Genomic DNA, 23,892 nt, shown 5'->3' on the forward strand with positions numbered 1-23,892 from the left:
CACTGGTCGGCCTTCACGGGTCGGCGACGTGCCCTCCGCATCGTGGCACGGCACCGTTCACCCCGTCTGACCCCTCTTGGGTGGGCATTCACGGGTGCACCACCGGGTGGTCGACCCCGGTTCGCGGGGCGGGCCGTTTACAGTAGGAATCCCGCCCCCCCAGCGAAGCAGAGGCACCCCATGAGCACGAAGGCCGTTGTCACCAGTCTGTTCCTCGCGTCCGGTCTCGCCCTGGCCGGCTGCGCCGGCGATTCCCCGGCCCCGGAGAACACTCCCGCAGCCCGGATCTCGCCCTCCTCCGCGGACACAGTTCAGGGGACAGCGCCGGAGCCGACCTCCACGGCGAGTTCGTCGGCGAACTCCACGGCGAGCTCCGCACCGGCCCCGGACCCGGCAGCGGAGTCCGAGCCGGCGAAGGACGCCGGCCCCCGGTCCGAGGACGCTCCCCCCGCGCCCGAGGAGGACGCTCCGGCCGATCCGTGGGCCGCGTTCGCCGCGACCCCCGAGGGTCAGCAGTACGCCGGGACGGTGACCCGGATCGAGCAGCAGGCTCAGGGCGGCGGCCTCTCGCACCGGATCACCGCGGACGTGAACGATCGGGCGGTCGCCGTGGAGATCTGCGGCGCCTACCAGTCCGCGATGGGCACCGGCCAGGAGCGGGTGGACGTCGTCGACACGGTGGGCCAGCTCCTGGCCTTCGCCGCGGGGGGCCCGGGGAGCTGCCAGGTGCAGGTGAACACGGACGTGGGGTCGTTGCCCTTCCCGGAGAAGTTCAGCTACGACGAGGCCCTGGCCGCGTGGCGCAGCGGGGTGCCCTACTACGACGCCTTCTGCGTCAACTACGACCCCGTGACGGAGGCCGGTGTCGCGCAGTGCACGGGCATCGAGAACGGCACCGTGGACAGCGTCACCGGCGAGTACATCGGTGGCTGATCTGCACCCGGGCGTCCGGCAGGGGGTGATCTCCACCCGGGCGTCCAGCAGCGGGTGACCTCCACCCGGGCGTCCGGCAGCGGCGGGGGCCTCCACCCGGGCGTCCGGCAGCGGCGGCTCCCGCCGGCTGCGGACGCCGCAGGGCGGGCCGCGACGGGGTCCGCCGGTGGGGCGGAGACCGTCCTCGTCCGTCCCCGTCCGTCCCCGTCCGGCCGCGGTCCGCCCGCGCCGGACCGGCGCCTCAGGTCCCGCAGTAGGTCGTGTAGGCGCCGAAGTCGTCCGGGGGCCCGGCGGCGTAGCGCTCCAGCCCGGGGCGCTCCTCGTAGGGGGAGGTCACCGCCTCCAGGAGTCGTCCCAGCGGGTCGAGGTCCCCGTCCACGGCGGCGGCGAGGGCCTCCTCCACGAGGTGGTTGCGCGGGATGTGCACGGGATTGACGCGGTCCATCGCCTCGGGGTCCGGTCCCACGGCGAGCCAGCGCCCGGCCCAGGCGTCGAACGCCGGCAGGTCGAGGACCAGGTCGCGCGCGGCGGACGCGCCGTCGCGGGCGGTCCCGGACAGGGCCCGGAAGAACGAGGTCCAGTCGACGCGGTTCTGCTGGAGCAGCACGAGCACCTCGTCGACCAGGGACGAGGCGACCTCGTCCTCGAGGTCCTCGGGCAGGCCGAGCTTCGACCGCATCCCCGCCGACCAGGCCGCACTGTACTGCCGCGCGAACGCCGCGAGCGCCTCCTCCGCGAGGGAGACTGCCTGCTCCTGGTCCTCGTGCAGCAGCGGCAGCAGGGCCTCCGCGAGCCGGGCGAGGTTCCATTGCGCGGCGACCGGCTGGTTGCGGTAGGAGTACCGCCCGCCGTGGTCGATCGAGCTGTAGACCGCGGCCGGGTCGAAGGCGTCCAGGAACGCGCACGGGCCGTAGTCGATCGTCTCCCCGGAGATGGTCGTGTTGTCGGTGTTCATCACCCCGTGCACGAAGCCCACGAGCATCCACCGGGCCACCAGCGATGCCTGGGCGGCGACCACCGACTCGAACAGCGCGAGGTACGGGTTCTCTGCCCCGGCCGCACCGGGGTGGTGGCGGCTGATGGCGTGGTCGGCGAGCCGGCGCAGGAGGCCGAGGTCGCCGCTGGCCCGGGCGTACTGGAACGTGCCCACGCGCAGGTGGCTGCTCGCCACCCGGGCGAGGACGGCCCCCGGCAGCAGGGTCTCCCGCCGCACCTGCCGCCCGGTGGCCACCACGGCGAGGGACCGGGTGGTGGGCACGCCCAGGGCGTGCATCGCCTCGCTGACGATGTACTCGCGCAGCATGGGCCCGACCGCCGCGAGACCGTCGCCGCCGCGCGCGAAGGGCGTCCGCCCGGACCCCTTGAGGTGCAGGTCCCGTCGCCGGCCGCGGGCGTCCACGACCTCGCCCAGCAGGAGGGCACGCCCGTCCCCGAGGCGCGGGGAGAACGACCCGAACTGGTGCCCGGAGTAGGCCTGCGCCACGGGGGAGGCCCCGCGGGGCACCAGGTTGCCGACCAGCAGGCGGGCACCCTCCTGGCTCTGCAGCCACGCGGGGTCCAGCCCCAGCTCGACGGCCAGGGGCTCGTTGAGGACCAGCAGCCGGGGATCGGCGACGTCGTCGGCCGTCCACGGCACGGCCAGCTCCCCCAGCTCCTGGGCGAACGTGCTCTCGAGGACGAGGGTGGTCAGGGGTGCGGTGCTCACCCCGTCCACGCTACCCCCACGTCCTGGGCGCTGCCCCTGGGTTTCCGTGCTAGTCGACGGATGCCGGGGCCCGCCCGTCCTGGCCCGGCGTCAGTCCCCGGCGTCGACCCTCAGGACGGCCACGAGGAAGTCGCTGTCCTCCCGGAAGGGGCGCAGGTCCCAGGTCGAGAGCAGCAGGTCGGGCACGAGCCCGGCCTGCTCGGCGTCCCGCAGGAACTCGGGGAACGGATAGCCGCGGCCCGCCCCGAAGCCCACGGCCGCCCGCCCGTCGGCGGTCAGGTGCCGGCGGAACCGGCGCAGCACCTCCGTGCGCGTGCTGGGGGCCAGGAAGGCCATCACGTTGCCCGCGCACACCACGGCGTCGAAGGGCTCGGCCTCGCCGCGGGCCGGCAGGTCCAGCTCCGCCAGGTCCCCCACGAGCCACCGGGGCCCGGGGTGGTCCTCCCGGGCGGCGGCGAGCAGGGCGGGGTCCACGTCGACCCCCACCACGGTGTGCCCGCTGCGGTGCAGGTGCCCGCCCAGCCGGCCCGGCCCGCACCCGGCGTCGAGGATCCGCGACCCCGGCGGGACCAGGGCCTCGATCAGACGAGCCTCCCCCACGATGTCCGCACCGGCGGCCGCCATCGCCCGGAACCGCTCGACGTACCACGACGAGTGCCCGGGATCCGACCGCACCTTCTGCATCCACATGCTCTGCTCGACCACCTCGTCAGGGTACCGCTCCCGGCGAGGGGGCCGGGTCGCGGACGGGTGGAGGCGCCTCACGCGTGCGGTGGCCGCAGGCGGGCGAGCCGGGCCACGCGGAGTCCGACGTGGAGCTCGCTGCGGGTGCGCCCGTCGTCGAGGTCGACGTCGAGGCGCTCCCTGAGCCGGTCGAGCCGGTAGTAGAAGGTGGACCGGTGGATGTGCAGCGCGGCGGCGGTCCGCTGCGCGTCGGCACCACAGTCGAGGTAGGTCTCCAGCGTCCGCAGCAGTTCGGGGCTCAGGCCGGTGGTGAGGACCCGGCGCACCGGCCACGGCAGGTCCTCGGTGGTCAGCTGTTCCAGCGGCAGCATCGCCAGCAGCCCGTCCAGCCCGGTGTCGTCCCAGGTGCTGACCGGCCCGTGCGCGAGAGGATCCAGCCACGAGGTCCGCCACGTGCGGTGCGCGAGGCGGAACGAGCGGTGCACGTCGAGCAGGCTGCGGACCACGGGGCCGATGCCGGCGCGCACGGAGACCACGTCCGGCCGGGCGAGGATGCGCGCCAGGCGGGCGACGACGACGGGCCGGGGGAAGACGAGGACACCGGTGCCGTCGTCGAGGGTGGATCCCACCACGGACGCGGTCGAGCTCCTGGCGACGAAGTCGAGCGTTCGGTGCACGGCCAGCGCGGTCCGCCCCGTCCCGTCCGGCGCGGCCGCGAGCGGGTCCGCACCCAGGACCACGGCGCAGTACTGTCCCGACGCGCCCAGGAGGCCCTCCCCCACGAGGGCCTCGGCGGCTCCGGGCCGGCGTGCCGGGTCGTCGGCGACGAGGGACGTGAGCAGGGTCCGTGCCCGGTCCCGGTCCCGCGCCGCGTAGAGCGTCCGCAGGGACAGCAGCACGCCGAGGACCGGCGCCTCGCCGACCAGCACCCGGACCTCGTCGGCGGACGGGGGCCGCGGATCCTCCAGGGCGGTGAGCAAGAGCCCGACGCGGTGACGGTGGTCGTGCAGCGCGACGACGAGGCACCGGCCCAGCTCCGGGACGTCCTCGACGGCGCAGCCCTCGGGACCGGTGACGGGCACGTCCCACGAGTCGCTGTGGGCGAGCGCAGCGGAGAGCCGGCGCCGGTCGTCGTCGGACTCGTGGATCGACCAGGCGACCACGCGCATCGCGGAGTCGAGGACGATCAGTCGGCGGGCGGCTCGTTCGGAGAGATCCTGGAGCGAGTCGTCCAGGTCGGGGATCCGGTCCACGGGCGGTCGGTGGCTCCTTCGGCTCGACGTGCGGTCCGGCGGGCCGCCGGGGGCGGGACGCCGCGCACGGGGTGCCGGAGCCCGGTCCGACGGAGTGTCCGACGAACCGTGCCGATCTTCCCACAGCTGTCCGAAGAGTAGCGTGCCGGCCACTGGCTACGGTCGCCTCAGGACCTGCGGGGCATGCGCTTCGCGACGAGGTGCCGCGAGCGAACCGATGCGCACGAGCCGCGGGGCACGCGCTGCAGGACGAGGGGCCGCGAACGAACCGATGCGAGCGAACCGATGCGAGCGAACCGATGCGCACGAGCCGCGGGGCACAGGGCGCCGGGCACGCCCCGCAGCCCACGCACCGCAGCGCACCGGGTGCTGGACACGAGGTGCTGGACACGAGGAGAGGACAACGGATGACGACCACCGGGAGGCGCATCGCCGTCGTCGGCGCGGGCATCGGCGGGCTGACGCTGGCCATCGGGCTGCGGCGCCGCGGCCTCGACGTCGAGGTGTACGAGGCGGCCGAGGAACTGCGCGAGGTGGGGGCCGCGGTGGCGCTGTCCGCCAACGCGACCCGCTTCTTCCTCGAACGGTTCGGCCTGGAGGAGCGGCTGAGCGCCCGGTGGGCGTGGGTCGAGGCCCTGGTCTTCCGCGACGGGCGGGACGGCCGGCTGATCGGCCGGCACGGCACGGGCTACCGCGAGCGCTTCGGCGCCCCGTACGTGGGGATCCACCGCGCCGACCTGCAGCAGATCCTCGCGGGGGCCCTCGGGACGGACGGCCTGCACCTGAGCAGGCGCCTGGTCGACGTCGACGACGACGGCGCGGCTGCGGTGCTGCGCTTCGAGGATGGCAGCACGGCCGAGGCCGACCTGGTCGTCGGCGCGGACGGCGCCCGCTCCACCACCCGGCGGCTGCTGCTGGGCTACGACGACGCGCTGTACTCCGGCACCAGCGCCTCGCGGGGCATCGTCCCGCCCGAGGCGCTGTCGGAGCTGCCGGATCCCGGGGCCATCCAGTTCTGGATGGGCCCCGGTGCGCACCTGCTCCACTACCCCATCGGCGGCGGGGAGCAGAACTTCTTCCTCGTGGAGCGCGCCCCCTCGCCCTGGCCGCACCGGCACTGGGTCGTGCCGGTCGAGGAGGGGTCCCACCTCGAGCGGTTCCGCGACTGGCATCCGGCGGTCCGGCAGATGGTCTCGGCCGTGCCCGTCACCGAGCGCTGGGCACTGTTCCACCGCCCGCCCCTGTCCCGCTGGTCCCGGGGCCGCGTGACGCTGCTGGGCGACGCCGCCCACGCACTCGTGCCGCACCACGGGCAGGGCGCCAACCAGTCGATCGAGGACGCGATCGTGCTGGCCGACCAGCTCGCCGGGAGCACCGACTGGGACGCGGCGCGGGAGCGGTACGAACGGCTGCGCCGAGGGCGGACCCGCAAGGTGCAGTACGCCTCGATCACCACCGGCGACGTGCTGCACCTGCCCGACGGCGAACGGGCCGACGAGCGCAACTCCCGGCTGGGCCGTCCTGACGTCGTCGACCGGCATCTCGCGTGGATCCACGGCTTCCGGGCCGACGTCGACGTGCCGGAGGAGTCCGGCGGGGGCACCTGGCCCTGAGCGCTCCAGCGGCGGCACCTGGCCCTGAGCGCTCGGGCGGGGCAGCTGGCTCTGAGCGCTCGGGCGGGGCAACTGGCTCTGAGCGCTCGGGCGGGGCAGCTGGCTCTGAGCGCTCGGGCGGGGCAACTGGCTCTGAGCGCTCGGGCGGGGCAGCTGGCTCTGAGCGCTCGGGCGGGGCAACTGGCTCTGAGCGCTCGGGCGGGGGCAGCTGGCTCTGGGCGCTCGGGCGCCGGGGCCGCCCGAGCCGCGGCGGGGGCCGGAACCGTCTCGGCGGGGGTCGTGGGCGTGCACGGTGCCTCGTCACTGTCAGGGTACTGCGGCCCAGGGGGCTTGCGGCAAGACCCCGGGCGGACCGCAGAATGCTCGGGCCGGGAGCGGGACCCACGGACGGAGGAGCAGCACATGGAAGAGCACGCCGTGGTGGTGGTCGGCGGGGGCCCGACCGGCCTGATGCTGGCGGGCGAGCTGGCGCTGGCGGGGATCGACGTCGTCGTCCTCGAGCGGCGCCCCGACCAGGAGGTCGTCGGCCGGCGCGCCCTCGGCCTGCACTGCCGGACCATCGAGGTCCTCGACCAGCGCGGCATCGCCGAGCGGTTCCTCGCGGAGGGCACCCCCGCCCAGGTGGCCGGGTTCGCCGGCGTTCCCCTGGACCTCGGCGACGCCCCGACCCGCCACCCCTACGGCCTCGCACTGCCGCAGGACCGCACCGAACGGCTTCTGGCCGGGTGGGTCCACGAGCTGGGCGTGCCGGTCCGCCACGGGCACGAGGTGACGGGCGTGGCGCAGGACGGCAGCGGCGTGGACGTCCACCTGTCCGGCGGGCGGCGACTGCGTACGCGCTGGGTCGTGGGGTGCGACGGAGGGCGGAGCACGATCCGCAAGGCCGCGGGGATCGGCTTCCCGGGATGGGGGCCGACGACCAGCAGCCTGCTCGCCGAGGCCGAGCTCACGGAGGAGCCGGCGTGGGGCATCCACCAGGACGCGGTCGGCAAGCACGCGTTCAGCCGGCCCGTGGACGGGGGCCCGGCGGGGGTCATGGTGACCGAGCAGCGCGTCGGGACCGGGAGGGAGCCCACCCTGCACGACCTGCGCGAGGCGCTCGTCGCGGTGTACGGAACGGACTACGGCGTGCACAGCCCCCGGTGGGTCTCGCGGTTCACGGACGCCTCCCGGCAGGCGGCGTCCTACCGGCAGGGACGGATCCTGCTGGCCGGCGACGCCGCGCACGTGCACGCCCCGGACGGCGGGCAGGGGCTCAACACCGGCGTGCAGGACGCGGTGAACCTCGGCTGGAAGCTCGCCCGGGCCCTCGAGGAGAACCCGCCGGACAGGCTCCTGGACAGCTACCACGCCGAGCGGCACCCGGTGGCCGCCCGGGTCCTGCGGCTCACGATGGCCCAGGTGGCGCTGCGCCGCCCGGACGAGCGCACTCGTGCCGTGGGCGAGACGATCGCCGAGCTGCTCGGCATGGACGAGCCCCGGCGGCGCTACGCCGCGACGATGTCCGGCCTGGACATCCGCTACGACCTCGGCGCGGGCCACCCCCTGCTCGGACGGCGCATGCCCGATCTCGACCTCCGCACCGACGACGGCCCCGCCCGGGTCTTCTCCTTCCTGCACGCGGCCCGGCCGGTGCTGCTGGACCTCGGGACCCCGGGCGGTCTCGACCCGGGGCCCTGGGCGCGGCGCGTCCGGCTCGTGACCGCCGAGCACGCCGGCCCGTGGGAGCTGCCGGCGCTCGGTGCCGTCCCCGCGCCCACAGCGGTGCTGGTCCGCCCGGACGGGCACGTGGCGTGGGTCGGTGAGGGAACCGGTGCAGGGCTCGGGGCAGCCCTCGGCACGTGGGTCTGACCGGCGTCCGTGGCCCGCACAGTCAGCGGAGGTCGAACCGGTCGAGCTCCATGACCTTGGTCCAGGCGGCGGCGAAGTCGCGCACGAACTTCTCCTGGGCGTCGTCGCTCGCGTAGAGCTCCGAGATCGCCCGCAGCTGGGAGTGCGAGCCGAACACCAGGTCGGCGGCGGTGGCGGTCCACCGGAGCTGGTCCGTGGCGAGGTCGCGGATCTCGAAGACGTCCTCCGAGGACTCCGACGCCCTCCACTCGGTGCCGGCCGCGAGGAGGTTGACGAAGAACTCGTTGGTCAGCGCCTCCCGCCGCTCGGTGAGGACGCCGTGGTCCGACTGCCCGTGGTTGATGCCCAGGCTCCGCATGCCGCCCACCAGGACCGTCATCTCGGGGGCGGTGAGGTTCAGCATGTAGGCACGGTCCAGGAGCAGCGTCTCGGGCGAGAGCCGCACGCCGGACTGCACGAAGTTGCGGAAGCCGTCGGCCTGCGGCTCGAGCACGGCGAAGGACTCGACGTCGGTCTGCTCCTGGGTGGCGTCCGTGCGTCCGGGCCGGAACGGGACCTCGACCGGGTGCCCGGCGTTGCGGGCCGCCTGCTCCACGGCGGCGCAGCCGCCGAGGACGATCAGGTCGGCCAGCGAGACCTTGGTGCCGTCCGACCGTGCGCGGTTGAAGTCCTTCTGGATCCGCTCCAGGACGGGCAGCACCTCCGCCAGCCGCTCCGGCTCGTTGGCCTCCCAGCTGCGCTGCGGCTCGAGGCGGATGCGGGCGCCGTTGGCCCCGCCCCGGTTGTCGGTGCCCCGGAAGCTGGCCGCGGCGGCCCACGCGGTGGACGCGAGCTGCGCCACGGTCAGCCCCGAGCCGAGAAGGGTCTCCTTCAGGGCGGCGACGTCGTCCGCGCCGATCAGCTCGTGGTCCACCGCCGGAACGGGGTCCTGCCACAGCTGCGGCTCCGGCACCCAGGGTCCCAGGAAGCGCGTGACCGGGCCCATGTCGCGGTGCAGCAGCTTGTACCAGGCCTTGGCGAAGGCCTCGGCGAACTCCTCGGGGTGCTCGTGGAACCGCCGCGAGATCTTCTCGTACTCGGGGTCGGCGCGCAGCGCGAGGTCGGTGGTGAGCATCGTCGGCCGGTGCTTCCGGGCCGGGTCGAAGGCGTCCGGCACCGTCTCCTCGGCGTCCTTGGCGACCCACTGGTGCGCCCCGGCCGGGCTCTCGGTCAGCTCCCACTCGTGGCCGAAGAGGTTCCCGAAGAAGCCGTTGCCCCACCGGGTCGGGGTGCTGGTCCACGTCACCTCCAGCCCGCTGGTGATCGCGTCCGGACCCTTGCCCGTTCGATAGCTGCTCCGCCAGCCCAGGCCCTGCCCCGTGACCGGGCAGGCCTCGGGCTCGGGGCCCACGTGGTCGGCGGGGCCGGCGCCGTGGGTCTTGCCGAAGGAGTGCCCCCCGGCGATGAGCGCGACCGTCTCCTCGTCGTTCATGGCCATGCGGCCGAACGTCTCGCGTTGTCCCGCGCGGAGGCGATCGGGTCCGGGTTGCCGTTGGGGCCCTCGGGATTGACGTAGATCAGGCCCATCTGCACCGCGGCCAGGGGGCCCGTGAGCTCGCGGTCGCCGGCGTAGCGCTCGTCGCCGAGCCAGGTGTCCTCGGGGCCCCAGAACATCTCCTCGGGCTCCCACACGTCCTCGCGCCCGAAGCCGAAACCGAAGGTCTTGAAGCCCATGGACTCGAGCGCGACGTTCCCGGCGAGCACCAGCAGGTCGGCCCAGGAGATCTTCCGGCCGTACTTCTGCTTGACCGGCCACAGCAGACGCCGGGCCTTGTCCAGGTTGGCGTTGTCCGGCCAGCTGTTGAGCGGGGCGAAGCGCTGGGCGCCCTCACCGGCGCCGCCCCGGCCGTCCGCGGTCCGGTAGGTCCCGGCAGAGTGCCAGCTCATCCGGATGAACAGCCCTCCGTAGTGCCCGAAGTCGGCCGGCCACCAGTCCTGCGAGCTGGTCATGAGCTCGACGAGGTCGCGCTTGAGCTCCTCGACGTCGAGCGTCTCGAACTCTCGGGCGTAGTCGAAGTCGGGGCCCAGGGGGTCGGTCGTGGTCGAGTGCTTCCGCAGGACCCCCAGGTCCAGCTGGTCGGGCCACCAGTCCTGGACCGTGCGGGGCTGCGCGGTCCGCGGGGTGGGGGCGTCGATCGCCGGGTTCTCGCTCTCGCTGCCGTGCATCGGGGCATCGGACGTCGGGGACATGGGTCTTCCTTCCAGGAAGGCGGTGCCGTCCGGGGGCCGGCGCCACAGTGGCGGCGCCGGCTCCCGTGGACGGCCCGGATTCACCGGCGGACACGACATGGTCGCCGGACGCCGTGGGGCGCGGGAGAGCCCCGCCCGGGGACCACCGGGCGTGGTGGCGCGGCACGGGGTGGGAGGACGGGCAGGGCACCGAGGAGGCCGCGGGAGGTCGCATCCGTGGCGGTGTGCGGGGCGCGCGGCGTCCGGGACCGCCGGCGGAGTCGGCTCGACCCGCTGGGCGGTGCTCCGGGAAAACCGCTGGGGAGTCCAGCTGTGCGTCCACCCTCACAGTGTTGTGGCCGGTCCGGGGCCCGTCAAGGATCCGCCCGGGGCTACCAGCACATGATGGCGGCGTCCCCGGACCTGCCGGCCCAGACCAGCCGGACGCGCACGACGTACCGCCTGCCCCGGAAGAGCTTGGCCGACACATCGGCGTTGCGCTCCTCCCCGCCGTCGTCGTCCCCGGCGAGGAAGCGCAGCTCGCCGTCGACCTCCTCGAAGAGCACCAGGGTGGTGTCGGCGTCGCCGAACGTGGCGATCTGGAGCTTCCGCGACGCGCCCGGGACGATCTCGAAGTCCGCCTGCTCCCCCGGTGCCAGGGTCAGGGGCGTGGAGCGGAAGGGTTCGAGGGCCGGGAGCACGTCCGGCAGCGCCGGATAGAAGGTCTGCACCCACTCCCGGTCCTTGGCCGACAGCCCGCCCGGGGGCTCGATTCCCGGCCGGTAGCGCTCGGGCTCCTGGATGAGCCCCTCGGGGAAGGCGTACTGCATGACCGAGTCGGGATCCCAGACGGAACCCTCCACCTCGTCCGGGCCGAGCTTGCGGAGGACGTTGTGGTGGGTGGTCTCGCGGGACCAGTTGTTCGGGGCTCCGGCGAAGAACTCGTACACCCTCTGCTCGTCCCACACGATCCCGGCGAACGGGTTCTGGTGCTCGTGGGGCAGGCCCATCGTGTGCCCGATCTCGTGCAGCGCCGTGGTGCGCCCGTACGCGTCCGTCAGGTCCCAGCCCAGGTTCATGGTCGGGTCCTGCGTGCCGATGCCCAGGACGTCCCGGCCCAGGTACGACCACGAGCCGCCGGCCTGGTCGAAGGCGATCCGGACCTCCGCCTCTCCCGGTTCCTCCACCTCCTGGAACCGCAGGCCGATCCCCAGGTCCAGCCACTCCTGGAACGCGCTGCGCACCGCCCGGCGCTGCGGCTCGGGCCCGCCCCGGAACGCGTAGTGGAGCACCGTGCCGTTGACCCACTTCTGGGCCATCACCCGGACGAGCCGCTGCCGGACGTCGACCAGTCCCTCCGGGAGAGGACGCACCGTGCGGGGCTTGACCGCGCAATAGGGACGAGCTGCGGGACGTGTCATTTCCGACTCCTGACGAACACCGGTCGACCGGCCTCGGACGCGGTCCGCACCCGGCGCAGCAGACGGTGGTCCGGCGTGGGCCGGTGCCTGTCGCTCCGCACGGCACACGGTGCAGACGACCGAAGTGATATGCATCGACAGAACCACGCCGCAGGACGCACGGCGAGGATGCCGGCTCCTCTTGTGCCGGGGATGTGACCATGTGACAGCACCATGACGTGCGGCGACGGCGACAGCACCTGCGTCCGGCCGGGTCACCCAGCACTGTCCGCCGGATCGCCAGGGCACTGTCCGCCGGGTCCCTCGAGCACTGTCCGCCGGATCGCCAGGACGCTCTGCCCGTCGGTTCCTCTTGGCGCTTCTCTGGTGCACTCCTGGCCTCCCGGCGACCTCCCCCTCGCTGATTCACTTCTGCGATCACCCCACGTCACACGGCGACGGATACCGGGCAGTCGTTCCCCGTCCGCCCCCGGTTTGCTGTACTGACTGCACGGGACCGACCGGCCTGAGGGGCGTGGACAGCGTGGAGCAGTATGCGGATCTGGTGCTGGAGGGTGGGGGCGTCAAGGGCATCGCCCTGGTGGGGGCCATCGAGGTGCTCGAGGAACGCGGATACCGCTTCAAACGCGTCGCCGGCACCTCCGCCGGAGCCATCGTGGGGGCCCTGGTCGCCGCCGGCGCCCCGGCCAAGAAGCTCGTGGACATCATCGGCTCCGTCCGGTACCCCGACTTCCGGGACGGTTCCTACTACACGCGCTACACCCCCGGCAAGGCCGCCAGCCTCCTGGCCCGCAACGGCATCTATCTCGGCGAGCACCTGCGCTCCTGGTTGCAGTCCCAGCTCGACAAGTACGGGGTGCGGACCTTCGCCGATCTGCCCTACTCCGACGACGAACGGCCACCCGCTCCCGAGCGCGCCTACCGGCTCGTGGTGACCGCCTCCGACATCAGCCGGGGCCGGTTGCGCTACCTGCCCTGGGACTACGACGACTTCGGCCGGGACCGCGGCGCCCAGCACGTGGTGGAGGCGGTGCGGGCCTCGATGTCCATCCCCTTCTTCTACCGCCCCGTCCGCTGGGACACCGCCGACGGCAGGAAGGCGTGGCTCGTGGACGGCGGGATGCTCTCGAACTATCCCATCAGCGTCTTCGACGCCCCCGCCGGCACCACCCCGCGCTGGCCCACCCTCGGCATCAAGCTCTCCGGCCACCCGGACGCGGTCCAGGGCACGAAGTACCCCATCAAGGGGCCCGTGAGCATGAGCCGGGCCATGCTCAAGACCATGACCGGGTTCTACGACCAGATGCACATCGAGTCCTCCGACGCCCAGGCCCGCACCGTCTTCGTCGACACCGGGGCCATCCGGGCCACCGATTTCAATCTCACCGATGACGACCGCGACTTCCTCTACCACAACGGTCGGCGGGCGGCCGAGAAGTTCCTCGACGGCACCTCCACCCGCCGGCCGTGGGACTTCAGCGCGTACATCACCGAGCACCGCTGACACCCGTTCCGGTGCACCGGCAGCGCTCGGCCGAGCCCGCCCGGGGTCGGCTCGCCCTTCGTCCGGCGTGCGCCAGCGCCTGCGCCTGCCAGCGTCTGTGTCTGTGCTTGTGCCTGCGTCCGTGTCTGTGCCAGTGGCGGTGAGCCCGGCCGCGGCTGCGACTCTGGTCGCGGTGGAGAATTCGGCCGCGGCTGTGACTGTGGCAGCGGCTGCAGCTGAGGCCGTGGCCGTGATCGTGGCCGCGGTTGCGACTGTGCCGTGGCCGTCAGGACGAGGGAACAGGAGCCCCGCCGCCTGGGCCCTCGTCCCCCGCACCGGCCGCCGTGGCATCTGCGGCCACCCGCGCGTACGACGCGGAGACCCTGCGGTAGACCGGGGTCAGGAAGGCCAGCAGAGCGGCCGCGATCATGATAATCCCGGCGGCCAGGAACACCAGGGCGATGCCGCGCGAGGTGCCCTCGCCCAGCAGCGGCGCCAGCTGTGCGCTGCCCTCCGCGGAGCGCGCGTACGGGATGATCCAGAACTGGGCGACAGGTGCGATGAGGAAGGCGGTGACCGGTGCCGCCGCGGACTCGAACGCCATGGCGAAGCCGAACACCCTGCCCTGCCGCTCGAGCGGGACGACCCGCTGGATGATCGTCTGTTCGGCCGCTTCCACGAACGGGAAGAGCACCATGTAGAGCCAGATCCCGAGGACGTACAACCAGGCCCACTCCCGCACGGTGAAGACCGCGCCGAGCACGCCCATCGCGATCACCGCGAACAGCATGGTGCGCAGCGGGTTGGACCCGAGGCCGAACCTGCCGATCAGCGCGCCGCCCACGATGAAGCCGGTGGCGCCGAGCGCGAACACGGCTCCCCAGATCTCCACGGGGAACATCTCCAGACCGTAGGGGTCCATCAGGGCCATGTACACGCCACCGATGAAGTTGTTGAACGTCGAGAACAGGATCAGCGCGAACAGTCCCGACACGGCCAGCACAGCGGCGAACGCTCCCCGCAGGTCGAAGCCTCCGTGGGCGTCCGTGGCGGCGGCGCGCACCTCCTCGGGCATGCGCAGCGTCAGCAGGTGCACGAAGGCCACGGCCGTGAGCACCACGGCGACGACGACCGTCCAGCCCATGCCCAGCAGACCGACCGACAGCCCGGAGAGCACGGAGGTGACGATGAACATCAGACCCTGGACCATGCCCACGAGCCCGTTGGCGTTGGCACGCCGGTCCGGCTCGATCAGGATCGTGACGGTGGTGGACAGGGCGATGTTGCGCATGTTCTCGACCACCGCACCGATCAGGACGACCAGCGCGAAGACCCAGATCCACGGCCGGGTGAGGTCCGACATCGCCGCCGGCGGGGTGAGGAGGAAGAGGACGCCGGCCAGCACGAACACCACGAGAGTGAAGGCCGCGGCGAAGCGCATCACGGCCAGCTTCCGGTAGCGGTCCACGAAGGTGCCGAAGCTGATGCTCGAGACGGCGATCAGGAGCATGTAGGCGCCGCCGACCACCCCCGTGGCGATCACGTTGCGCGTCTCCAGGTACACCCAGAACGTCAGGGCGAACCACAGGAAGCTGGTCGTGATGTTGGCGAGCGCGGTGTTCACCAGGATCCCGGCGAAGGTGCGGGACCGCTGCGCCGCACTGCGCACTGTCGTGTCGACGGCCTGGGAATCGACCAGACCGGGGCCCGCGCCGTCCTCGGTCGGAGCGGGCGTGACGGTCGCGTCCGCGGGAGGCGTCGTACGGCCTGCGGGTGCCGCGGCGGCCCGGGTCGTGCCCGGTTCCTGCTCGTTCATGCGGCTCAGTGTAGTGACGGGTGCGGACACGACAGGGCTGGGGACGGACCGCCGGACGCCACGGGGCCCGGCTCGGACCGCGGGCACTCCTCGGTGGCAGTGCACCGGGTGGCCAGGGTCCGGACCGGCGTGGGGTCGGCCATCCCGGGTGGTCCGCCCCGGGGGTCCGCCCCGGACGATCCGGGCCCGGTACCGTCGCCCCTGCGCAGGGCGGGTCCGGCTGCCCTCGACCATTCCCCGTCGACGGATCCGGCCGCCCTCGGCCCGTCCCGTCGACCGGTCCGTGCAGCGGCACCCTCGGCACGACAGGAACGGTCCGCTGTCATCCACCGCCGTCGGCACCTTATGCCGTCGGAGGCGCCGGGGAGAATGAGGTCATGACGGCGACGGCGCAGCGGCAGCTCCGGGCCCCCGTGGACCACCGGGGAACCCCGGACCAGACCCTGCTCCCGCAGAGATCCCGGCCGGGGACGTGGGACGCGGTGGTCCGGGACGCCGCCGTCGGGCTGGTCGACGCGGTTGCTGCGGAGGCCCGGGCGGTGGGCGCGCAGATGCGGTGCATCCACCGGCTGTGGCTCGCGGCGCAGGCGCACCGCACGGCGGCGCGCTTCGAGGCGATGGCGCAGGCCGAGACCGAGGCGTCGGTCCGTGGCTCCGTGCGCCCGGACCCGTTGAGCCCCTTGGCCGAGGCCGAGCACCAGCTGGTCGTGGACGTGGCGGCCGAGGTGGGACCGGCTCTGCGACTGCCGTCCGGCACGGCACGGCGGCGGGTGGAGGACGCGGTCCTTCTCGCCGAGATGATGCCGGAGGTCCTGACCGCCCTGGAGGAGGGCCGGATCGGTGCCTTCCAGGCCATGGTGATGGTGGAGCAGTGGCGTGAGCTCGTCGCCGAGGCACCGACCTGGACCCGCCGGGAATGCGTACCGCCGCCCGTCGAGGCCGTCGGCCGTCTGATCGACGAGCTGCTGCACCGGGCGCCCCACGCCACGGCCGCGCAGCTGCGCGCGACGGCCCGTGCGCGGCGGGCCGTGCTCGTGGCCGACGCCGAGGAGCGCAGCCGGCGCCGGGCCCGGAAGAACCGGGCCGTGTGGGTGGAACCGGCAGCCGACGGCACGGCGTATCTGCACGCGCTGCTGGACGCGCACGTGGCGGTCGCCGTGCACAGCAGGCTCGAGGAGCTGGCGGCCCTGCTGGGCGAGGACGTGCCGGCACCGGGACCGCACGGGACGACCTTCCGGCCGCACCTGGACGGACCGGAGGACGCAGAACCGCGCTCGGCCGGAGAACTGCGTGCTGACGTGCTGGCGGACCTGCTGCTGGACGGGGTGCTCCCGGACGAGCCGCGGTTCCCGCGCGGAGTCCGCGCGCGGGTAAGCGTGACGGTGCCGCTGGCGGTGCTGGCCGGCGGGGGCACCGGACCGGGCAGCTCCGGCGGCGTCCCGCTGTTGTCCGGATACGGTCCCATCAGCACGGAGGTGGCCCGCCAGCTCGCCGCCGGTGCCGGGGTCTGGCACCGGTTGCTGACCCACCCCGTGACAGGCGTGGTCCTCGACCACGACCGCACCGTCTACACCGTGCCCCGCGACCTCCGTCGCCTGGTGGAGCTGCGGGACGGTACCTGCCGCTTCCCCGGGTGCAGGCGCCGCGCCGAGAGCTGTGACCTCGACCACACGGTGGCCTGGGCGGACGGCGGGCTCACGGCGGAGCACAACCTGGCTGCACTGTGCCGGCACCATCACCGCGTCAAGCACCGTCGCGGGCATCTCGGACGCTGGTCGGTGCGGCGGGTCCCGGACGGTCCCGCAGACGGGGCAGCCGGCACGACTGCCGGGCGAGCCGCTGTACTGGAGTGGACCTCACCGGGTGGACTCGTGCACCGGTCCGTGCCCGAACACGCAAGTGGCCGGTGCACCGGCGCCGACCGCCGGCCACCACCCGTCGGCCGACCGGCCGGCCACCCGTCGTCCCCGGTCCCGGCGGATGATCCTCCACCCTTCTGAGCAGCATGTGCGGGACCCGCGAGCGTCCCGGGCCAGGGACCGCCCGCGCGACGCCTGTCGCCCGGGAACCGGCACCGGGCGACGGCGCATGGTTGACGACCGGATCCGGCCGCGCGACGATCATGTTCCGAAGCTCTCGCAGGAGGGAACCGCGGTGGGGATGATCCAGGTCGACCTCTTCATCACTCTCGACGGTGTCTATCAGGCACCGGGAGGACCGGACGAGGACCGTACCGGCGGGTTCGAGTCCGGCGGCTGGCAGGGAGCGTACGTGGACGGGGAATCCGGCCGCGCGATCAGTGCGGTGATCGAGCGCACGGATGCGCTCCTGCTCGGCCGCAGGACGTACGACATCTTCGCCGGCTACTGGCCGGCCCGGGGTGATGACGACCCGATCGCCGCGACGTTCAACGCCATCCCGAAGTTCGTCGTCTCCCGCACGCTGACCACCCCGTCGTGGGAGGGCACCACGGTGCTGACGGACACCGCCGAGGTGCGACCGCTCCGCGCCCGCTTCGGCGAGGTGCACGTCGTCGGCAGCGGTGACCTCGTCGCGAGCCTGCTCGAGGCCGACCTGGTCGACCGCCTGAACCTCATCCTTTACCCGCTGGTCCTGGGATCGGGCAAGCGCCTCTTCGGGGGCCGCACCGCCCCGGCAGCCTTCAGCCTGGTCGGACCGCCACGGGCGTTCCCGAAGGGATCCGTCTCGCTCGTCTACGAGCGCGCCGGCGCCCCGGTCACCGGCGTCGACATCTCGCGGCAGGCACGGCGGCCGACTGACTGACACGCGGTTCTGCCAAGGGAAACCGTCGGAGTCCGGCAGGTTCCGGACCTCGCAGTGACGACAGCGGTCCGGCCCACCCGCGATGGGTGGGCCGGACCGTCGTCGTGGTCGTGGATCAGGCCGGGCTGCGAGGACCCCACCTAATTGGCCGGCTTGGCCAGATACGCATCCCCGGAATCCCGGGGGTGCTGTCGCGCTCAGGAGCGTGTCCCGGCTTCAACACAGTTGGCCAAAACCTGACAGTCGACCTCAGGAACGTTCGGGACTGCCGCACGAATAGGTCAAACGTCACCTATCGGTGCGGCAGTCCCCCGCCATCACCCTGGAGGCGTGATGCCGTTAAGGGTGGCCCGCGGCGGCCCGCCGGGGCCATGATGGCACCATGACTGATGCCCAACGGAAGCTGTCCGCTACCGAGGTCGCCGAGGCCGGGCTCACCGGCTGGCGCCAGGCCGGTGAGACTCTCGTCGCCACTTTCAGGACCCGGAAGTTCTCCACCGGGCTGGAGCTTGTGAACCGCATCGGCGCCTCTGCCGAGGAGGCCAACCACCACCCCGACCTCACCCTCACCTATCCCGAGGTCGGCGTCACGCTCTCCAGCCACGATGTCGGCGGGATCACCAGCCGCGACATCGACCTGGCCCGCACCATCAGCGGCCACGCCGCGGACCTCGGGGTCGCCACCGCGGAGTGAGTCCGCGCCGTCGGGCAGGGGCGAATAGACCGTTGAGACGCCGAGCGGATACGCCAAGAGGCGATCAGGAAAGCGCCCCGTGATCGGGCCTCCATCAGGCTGCGTGGAGGACCGGCGACCCGTCCTCCGGGATGACGATCGCGCTGGCCGGCGCGCCGATGTGTGCCGGACGGCAGAGGAAGGCGGCTTCTCCGAGCTGGTCTACACGCCGGCAGACGGTAAGACGCTCACGTTCGGGGACCTGTTCCGCAAGGACCTGCGGACCTTGACCAACCTCTATGACTTCCTCTCCCAGCTGCTGGACTTCGAGGACACCGATGTCGCCAAACCCGCCATGTTCTACCGGGTGCTGTGGGAGGTCACCAAGCAGGACGAGCGATCAAAGACCCCCGGCCTGTCCACCGTGGACCTGCTCGACGTCGTCAGTCTCCCCCGCGGCCCCGCCACCGCCATCGAGCTCTCGTCCGAGGAGGCCTGCGAGCTGAACCCGCTCAGCGCCGTAGGCTCCGGGATGCACCGGGATCCGACTCTCGTGGCCCTCGAGGAGGTCGCGAACCGGGTCAACGAGATTTTTGGTCAGGACCTTCCAAGGACGTGCGGGAGAACTTTGTGACCTCGCAACTGAATTCTTTGCAACAGGACGACCGGCTCGTCGCCCAGGCGAAAAACAACTCCGAGGCCCAGTTCGTGGTCAGCCCCGGCCTGAAGAACTCCGTGCTCTCCGCGGCGTTCCGCAATCAGGCTGACCAGGGCCAGATGGTGGACCACATCTTCAACGACGAGCGCGTTCAGCTCGAGGTCGTGAAGCTGCTAGGTCGAGCACTGTTCCCAAGCGTGCAAAGCGCGACATGAGGTAATGACCAGAGGCCCGATCACAGATCAGCGGATTTCGAGCAGTGCCGCAGATAGTTCGTAGTTGAGGCCTAAAAATAGGAAGGCCCGGTCGCCTCAGCGACCGGGCCTTCAATCGTCCGACACTCTGACGGGTAGTACTGTCTGGAGCCGTACCTGGCACCGAGTCCGCTGCCCCGCATCGGGGTGACCCTGTTGCCACAGGGCCACCTGTTCTCTGTGGGATACGGGAACCGCCCAGCTCCACAACAAGCACTTACCGCACTCCCCTGATCCTCGGGAGACGCTTTGGCCGACAAGGCCGTCATCGGCCAACTCAGTCTGCCGATTTGGCCAACTATGGCCGCATTGGCCATCTAGCCCGGGACCTCACACGGGCTCAGAAGTCCCAGTCCTCGTCCTCCGTGTTCACGGCCTTGCCGATCACGTAGGAGGAGCCCGAGCCGGAGAAGAAGTCGTGGTTCTCGTCGGCGTTCGGGGACAGCGCGGACAGGATGGCCGCCGAGACGTCCGTCATGTCCTTCGGGAAGAGCGCCTCGAAGCCCAAGTTGTTCAGGGCCTTGTTGGCGTTGTAGTGCAGGAACTTCTTGACGTCCTCGGTCCACCCGACGCCGTCGTAGAGGGACTCGGTGTAGAGCACCTCGTTCTCGTAGAGCTCCTCGAGCAGCTCGTAGGTGTAGAGCTTCAGCTCGTCCTGGCGCTCCTGGGTCTCCTGGGCCAGGGCCCGCTGGAACTTGTAGCCGATGTAGTAGCCGTGCACGGCCTCGTCGCGGATGATCAGGCGGACCAGGTCGGCCGTGTTCGTCAGCTTGGCCCGGGAGGACCAGTACATGGGCAGGTAGAACCCGGAGTAGAAGAGGAAGGACTCGAGCAGGGTCGAGGCCACCTTCTTCTTCAGCGGGTCGTCGCCCTTGTAGTACTTGATGATGATCTCGGCCTTCTTCTGCAGGTGCGGGTTCTCCCGGGACCAGCGGAAGACGTCGTCGATCTCCTTCATGGAGGACAGCGTCGAGAAGATGGAGGAGTAGGACTTCGCGTGCACGGACTCCATGAACGCGATGTTGGTGTACACCGCCTCCTCGTGCAGGGTGACGGCGTCCGGGATCAGCGAGACCGCGCCCACGGTGCCCTGGATGGTGTCCAGCAGCGTCAGACCGGTGAACACCCGCATGGTGAGCCGCTGCTCCTCCGCGGTGAGCGTCTTCCAGGAAGGGACGTCGTTGGAGATCGGCACCTTCTCGGGCAGCCAGAAGTTGGCGGTGAGCCGGTCCCAGACCTCGTCGTCCTTCGGGTCCTCGATCCGGTTCCAGTTGATGGCCTGGGCCTGGTGGTGGAGCAGCTGCACCTTGTCGATGCTCTCGCTCTTCTCCAGAGTCATGATCTGTCTCTTCCTCGAACGGGGTGGACCCCCGCGCGCGTCCTGCGGACGCGCGCGGGGAGTTTCGTGGGTGGTCGCCGGGGTCCCGGTGGTCAGAGCATGCAGGACACGCAGCCCTCGACCTCGGTGCCCTCCAGCGCCAGCTGGCGGATGCGTGAGTAGTACATCGTCTTGATGCCCTTGCGCCACGCGTAGATCTGCGCCCGGTTGATGTCCCGGGTGGTGGCCGTGTCCTTGAAGAACAGGGTCAGGGACAGTCCCTGGTCCACGTGCTGCGTGGCCGCGGCGTAGGTGTCGATGATCCTCTCGTAGCCGATCTCGTACGCGTCCTGGAAGTACTCCAGGTTCTCGTTGTTCATGAAGGGCGCCGGGTAGTACACGCGGCCCAGCTTGCCCTCCTTGCGGATCTCGATCTTCGAGGCGATCGGGTGGATCGACGACGTCGAGTTGTTGATGTACGAGATCGAGCCGGTCGGCGGCACGGCCTGCAGGTTCTGGTTGTACATGCCGTGCTCCATGACCGAGGCCTTGAGCTGCTCCCAGTCGGCCCGGGTGGGGATGTGCACGCCGGCCTCCGCGAACAGCTGGCGCACGCGCCCCGTGGCCGGGACCCAGTCCCGGTCGGTGTACTTGGCGAAATACTCCCCCGACGCGTACTGGGACCGCTCGAAGCCGGCGAACACCGTCCCGCGCTCCTTCGCGATCTCGTTCGACGCGCGGACCGCGTGGTACGTGACCGTGTAGAAGTAGATGTTCGTGAAGTCGAGGCCCTCCTCGGAGCCGTAGTGGATGTGCTCCTTGGCGAGGTAGCCGTGCAGGTTCATCTGCCCGAGACCCACGGCGTGGGACATCTGGTTGCCGCGCTCGATCGAGGGCACCGAGGTGATGTCGGACATGTCCGAGACCGCGGTGAGCCCGCGGATCGCCGTCTCCACCGACTGCCCGAAGTCCGGGGACTCCATGGTCAGCGCGATGTTGAGGGAGCCGAGGTTGCAGGAGATGTCCTTGCCGACCTCGTCGTAGCCCAGGTCCTCGTGGTACGTGGACGGCTCGGAGACCTGGAGGATCTCGGAGCACAGGTTGGACATGATGATCTTGCCGTCGATCGGGTTGGCCCGGTTCACCGTGTCCTCGAACATGACGTACGGGTAGCCGGACTCGAACTGCACCTCGGCGAGGGTCTGGAAGAACTCGCGGGCGTTGATCTTCTTCTTGGTGATCCGGCCGTCGGCGACCATCTCGTGGTACTTCTCGGTCACGTTGACGTCCGAGAAGGGCATCCCGTAGACCCGCTCCACGTCGTACGGGGAGAACAGGTACATGTCCTGGTTCTTCTTGGCCAGCTCGAACGTGATGTCCGGGATGACCACGCCCAGCGAGAGGGTCTTGATCCGGATCTTCTCGTCCGCGTTCTCCCGCTTCGTGTCCAGGAAGCTGTAGATGTCCGGGTGGTGGGCGTGCAGGTACACCGCGCCCGCTCCCTGCCGGGCACCCAGCTGGTTCGCGTAGGAGAACGAGTCCTCCAGCAGCTTCATGATCGGGATGATGCCCGAGGACTGGTTCTCGATCTTCTTGATCGGGGCCCCGGCCTCACGGACGTTGGTGAGGGCGAACGCCACGCCGCCGCCGCGCTTGGACAGCTGCAGCGCGGAGTTGATCGACCGCCCGATGGACTCCATGTTGTCCTCGATGCGGAGCAGGAAGCAGGAGACCAGCTCGCCGCGCTGCTGCTTGCCCGCGTTGAGGAACGTGGGGGTCGCCGGCTGGAAGCGGCCCGCGATGATCTCCTCGACCAGCTGCGTGGCGAGCTTCTCGTCGCCGTCGGCGAGGTAGAGCGAGACCATGACCACGCGGTCCTCGAAGCGCTCGAGGTAGCGCTGGCCGTCGAAGGTCTTCAGCGTGTAGGAGGTGTAGAACTTGAACGCACCCAGGAAGGTCTCGAAGCGGAACTTCCGGGAATAGGCCAGCTTGGAGAGCTCCTTGACGAACTCCATGCTGTACTTCGCGAGCACCTCCGGCTCGTAGTACTGGTGCGAGACCAGGTAGTCGAGCTTCTCCTCGAGGTCGTGGAAGAAGACCGTGTTGTTGTTCACGTGCTGCAGGAAGTACTGCCGCGCGGCCTGCCGGTCGGCGTCGAACTGGATGTTGCCGTCGGCGTCGTACAGGTTCAGCAGGGCGTTGAGCTCGTGGTAGCCCAGGCCCCGGTACTTCTCCGGGACGCGCGTGTCCTCGTGGCCGGGCTCGACGCTCACGCCCGGAGCTGCGGAAATTGTCGCCAAAACTGTTCCAATCCTTGATTGACCTCGTGGACGTCCTCGGGGGTGCCCATGAGTTCGAACTTGTAGAGAACGGGCACGTCGCACTTGGCCGCGATCTTGTCCGCGGCCAGGCAGAACGCCGGCCCGAAATTGGTGTTGCCCGCGCCGATGACGCCGCGCAGGAACCGCCGGTTGGTCTCCTTGTTGAGGAACTTCACGACCTGCGGCGGGACGGCCCCGCTGCCGTTGGGCCGCCCGTACGTCGGGGCGACCAGCACGAAGGGCTCGGTGATCTCGGGGGGCTCCTCCCCGGTCAGAAGAGGAAGGCGCAGCACGCGGGCGTCGAGCTTCTCGACGAAGCGGTGCGTGTTGTTGGAGACCGAGGAGAAGTAGACCACCAGTGGGGCGTGTCGGTCCGGTGCCGCGGCGGTGCCGCCGTGGTCCTGCTGAGCGGTCCCGGGACGGGTGCCGGGGTGGTACGTGCTCATTGCTTCCGCGCTCCGGGAGGGGTCGTAGGTGGGGTGGTCGGGCGCCGCGGGGAAGCGGGCGGCGCGCCGGCCTCAGGCCGTGAGGAGGACGGCCAGGGAGGTGATCTTGTCCGGACGGTAGCCGGACCAGTGCTCGGTCGCGGTCTCGACGACCGGGACCTGCTGGTAGCCGAGGGCCAGGACGTGCGCCAGGGCCGCCTCGTCCTCGGTGACGTCGACGACGTTGTACTCGATGCCCTTCTTGGTCAGGGCCCGGTACGTGGCATTGCACTGGACGCAGGACGGCTTGCTGTACACGGTCACGGACATCGCTGTTTCCCCTTGGTCGGTCGGGTGGTGTGCGGGGGAGATCCGGGACTTCCGCAGACTCTGCGGCGGTGAAGGGGTCTCTCCGGGTGGCTGATTTCAATACTACATCTAGTGCCAGGAAGGGGAAGCGACCCCTAGATGCAGTGGTGAGGGTTGTCCACA

Annotated in this window: 18 protein-coding genes and 1 pseudogene; 9 read left to right on the top strand and 10 right to left on the bottom strand. The window is 71.3% G+C overall.

Going from position 1 to position 23,892, the window contains the following annotated elements; all coding sequences use genetic code 11:
• Positions 1–180 precede the first annotated feature (180 nt).
• On the top strand, positions 181–933 hold the full coding sequence (locus QYM41_RS10725) for a hypothetical protein (RefSeq protein WP_368799730.1): 753 nt from the start codon (positions 181–183) through the stop codon (positions 931–933).
• Between the two features lie 241 nt (positions 934–1,174).
• On the opposite strand, the gene QYM41_RS10730 is transcribed toward QYM41_RS10725, so the two are convergent.
• From QYM41_RS10730 to QYM41_RS10740, 3 genes are all read right to left on the bottom strand, one after another.
• The gene (locus QYM41_RS10730; protein ID WP_368799731.1) at positions 1,175–2,638 is read right to left on the bottom strand and encodes a protein adenylyltransferase SelO; all 1,464 of its coding nucleotides are present in this window, start codon (positions 2,636–2,638) and stop codon (positions 1,175–1,177) included.
• A 90-nt stretch (positions 2,639–2,728) separates the two neighbouring features.
• Positions 2,729–3,343, bottom strand: a complete 615-nt coding sequence (locus tag QYM41_RS10735) for a class I SAM-dependent methyltransferase (protein ID WP_368799732.1) — start codon at positions 3,341–3,343, stop codon at positions 2,729–2,731.
• Between the two features lie 56 nt (positions 3,344–3,399).
• Entirely contained in the window at positions 3,400–4,575 is a 1,176-nt protein-coding gene (locus tag QYM41_RS10740) for a PucR family transcriptional regulator (RefSeq protein ID WP_368799733.1), read from the bottom strand.
• Positions 4,576–4,982: 407 nt separating this feature from the next.
• Here QYM41_RS10740 and QYM41_RS10745 point away from each other — a divergent pair, with 407 nt between their 5' ends.
• Both QYM41_RS10745 and QYM41_RS10750 read left to right on the top strand, forming a co-directional pair.
• Positions 4,983–6,188 (top strand): FAD-dependent monooxygenase, encoded by a 1,206-nt coding sequence (locus tag QYM41_RS10745; protein ID WP_368799734.1) that lies wholly within the window; start codon positions 4,983–4,985, stop codon positions 6,186–6,188.
• A gap of 402 nt (positions 6,189–6,590) precedes the next feature.
• Complete coding sequence (locus tag QYM41_RS10750; protein WP_368799735.1) at positions 6,591–8,039, top strand: FAD-dependent monooxygenase; 1,449 nt, start codon at positions 6,591–6,593, stop codon at positions 8,037–8,039.
• Positions 8,040–8,061: 22 nt separating this feature from the next.
• Here QYM41_RS10750 and katG read toward each other — a convergent pair.
• Positions 8,062–10,268: pseudogene (gene katG / locus QYM41_RS10755) on the bottom strand (catalase/peroxidase HPI).
• 371 nt (positions 10,269–10,639) lie between these two features.
• On the bottom strand, positions 10,640–11,620 hold the full coding sequence (locus tag QYM41_RS10760; protein ID WP_368799736.1) for a M12 family metallopeptidase: 981 nt from the start codon (positions 11,618–11,620) through the stop codon (positions 10,640–10,642).
• A 571-nt stretch (positions 11,621–12,191) separates the two neighbouring features.
• On the opposite strand from QYM41_RS10760, the gene QYM41_RS10765 reads away from it, so the two are divergent.
• Positions 12,192–13,172, top strand: a complete 981-nt coding sequence (locus QYM41_RS10765) for a patatin-like phospholipase family protein (protein ID WP_368799737.1) — start codon at positions 12,192–12,194, stop codon at positions 13,170–13,172.
• 265 nt (positions 13,173–13,437) lie between these two features.
• Here the strand turns inward: QYM41_RS10765 and QYM41_RS10770 are convergent, their stop codons facing one another.
• Positions 13,438–14,967, bottom strand: coding sequence for an MFS transporter (locus QYM41_RS10770; RefSeq protein WP_368799738.1), 1,530 nt, complete (start codon positions 14,965–14,967; stop codon positions 13,438–13,440).
• A gap of 377 nt (positions 14,968–15,344) precedes the next feature.
• On the opposite strand from QYM41_RS10770, the gene QYM41_RS10775 reads away from it, so the two are divergent.
• The 5 genes from QYM41_RS10775 to QYM41_RS10795 all read left to right on the top strand — a co-directional run bounded on the left by QYM41_RS10775 (position 15,345) and on the right by QYM41_RS10795 (position 19,297).
• Positions 15,345–16,967 carry an HNH endonuclease signature motif containing protein gene (locus QYM41_RS10775; RefSeq protein ID WP_368799739.1) on the top strand — a complete coding sequence of 541 codons (1,623 nt, stop codon included), beginning with the start codon at positions 15,345–15,347 and terminating at the stop codon, positions 16,965–16,967.
• Positions 16,968–17,121: 154 nt separating this feature from the next.
• Entirely contained in the window at positions 17,122–17,751 is a 630-nt protein-coding gene (locus tag QYM41_RS10780; protein ID WP_368799820.1) for a dihydrofolate reductase family protein, read from the top strand.
• Positions 17,752–18,133: 382 nt separating this feature from the next.
• Positions 18,134–18,445: a 4a-hydroxytetrahydrobiopterin dehydratase gene (locus QYM41_RS10785; RefSeq protein WP_368799740.1), complete on the top strand. Its 312-nt coding sequence runs from the start codon at positions 18,134–18,136 to the stop codon at positions 18,443–18,445.
• 265 nt (positions 18,446–18,710) lie between these two features.
• On the top strand, positions 18,711–19,058 hold the full coding sequence (locus QYM41_RS10790) for a hypothetical protein (protein WP_368799741.1): 348 nt from the start codon (positions 18,711–18,713) through the stop codon (positions 19,056–19,058).
• Complete coding sequence (locus QYM41_RS10795; protein WP_368799742.1) at positions 19,055–19,297, top strand: hypothetical protein; 243 nt, start codon at positions 19,055–19,057, stop codon at positions 19,295–19,297. Before QYM41_RS10790 ends, QYM41_RS10795 begins: the two co-directional genes overlap by 4 nt.
• A 379-nt stretch (positions 19,298–19,676) precedes the next feature.
• Here the strand turns inward: QYM41_RS10795 and nrdF are convergent, their stop codons facing one another.
• The 4 genes from nrdF to nrdH all read right to left on the bottom strand — a co-directional run bounded on the left by nrdF (position 19,677) and on the right by nrdH (position 23,730).
• Complete coding sequence (gene nrdF, locus QYM41_RS10800) at positions 19,677–20,675, bottom strand: class 1b ribonucleoside-diphosphate reductase subunit beta (RefSeq protein WP_368799743.1); 999 nt, start codon at positions 20,673–20,675, stop codon at positions 19,677–19,679.
• Between the two features lie 92 nt (positions 20,676–20,767).
• On the bottom strand, positions 20,768–22,927 hold the full coding sequence (gene nrdE, locus QYM41_RS10805; protein ID WP_368799744.1) for a class 1b ribonucleoside-diphosphate reductase subunit alpha: 2,160 nt from the start codon (positions 22,925–22,927) through the stop codon (positions 20,768–20,770).
• Positions 22,924–23,421, bottom strand: coding sequence for a class Ib ribonucleoside-diphosphate reductase assembly flavoprotein NrdI (gene nrdI, locus QYM41_RS10810; RefSeq protein ID WP_368799745.1), 498 nt, complete (start codon positions 23,419–23,421; stop codon positions 22,924–22,926). The genes nrdE and nrdI overlap by 4 nt, the downstream gene beginning before the upstream one ends.
• 72 nt (positions 23,422–23,493) lie before the next feature.
• Positions 23,494–23,730 carry a glutaredoxin-like protein NrdH gene (gene nrdH, locus QYM41_RS10815; RefSeq protein WP_298585041.1) on the bottom strand — a complete coding sequence of 79 codons (237 nt, stop codon included), beginning with the start codon at positions 23,728–23,730 and terminating at the stop codon, positions 23,494–23,496.
• Positions 23,731–23,892 lie beyond the last annotated feature (162 nt).

Source organism: Kocuria oxytropis, from assembly GCF_040981195.1.
GTDB lineage: Bacteria > Actinomycetota > Actinomycetes > Actinomycetales > Micrococcaceae > Kocuria > Kocuria oxytropis.

What these genes read in the sequence shown, in the direction of transcription:
- QYM41_RS10725 (WP_368799730.1), top strand. Translation starts at nt 181, where the DNA reads ATGAGCACGAAGGCCGTTGTCACCAGTCTGTTCCTCGCGTCCGGTCTC.
- QYM41_RS10785 (WP_368799740.1), top strand. Translation starts at nt 18,134, where the DNA reads ATGACTGATGCCCAACGGAAGCTGTCCGCTACCGAGGTCGCCGAGGCC.
- nrdF (WP_368799743.1), bottom strand. Translation starts at nt 20,675, where the DNA reads ATGACTCTGGAGAAGAGCGAGAGCATCGACAAGGTGCAGCTGCTCCAC.
- QYM41_RS10750 (WP_368799735.1), top strand. Translation starts at nt 6,591, where the DNA reads ATGGAAGAGCACGCCGTGGTGGTGGTCGGCGGGGGCCCGACCGGCCTG.
- QYM41_RS10770 (WP_368799738.1), bottom strand. Translation starts at nt 14,967, where the DNA reads ATGAACGAGCAGGAACCGGGCACGACCCGGGCCGCCGCGGCACCCGCA.
- nrdH (WP_298585041.1), bottom strand. Translation starts at nt 23,730, where the DNA reads ATGTCCGTGACCGTGTACAGCAAGCCGTCCTGCGTCCAGTGCAATGCC.
- QYM41_RS10745 (WP_368799734.1), top strand. Translation starts at nt 4,983, where the DNA reads ATGACGACCACCGGGAGGCGCATCGCCGTCGTCGGCGCGGGCATCGGC.
- QYM41_RS10775 (WP_368799739.1), top strand. Translation starts at nt 15,345, where the DNA reads ATGACGGCGACGGCGCAGCGGCAGCTCCGGGCCCCCGTGGACCACCGG.
- nrdI (WP_368799745.1), bottom strand. Translation starts at nt 23,421, where the DNA reads ATGAGCACGTACCACCCCGGCACCCGTCCCGGGACCGCTCAGCAGGAC.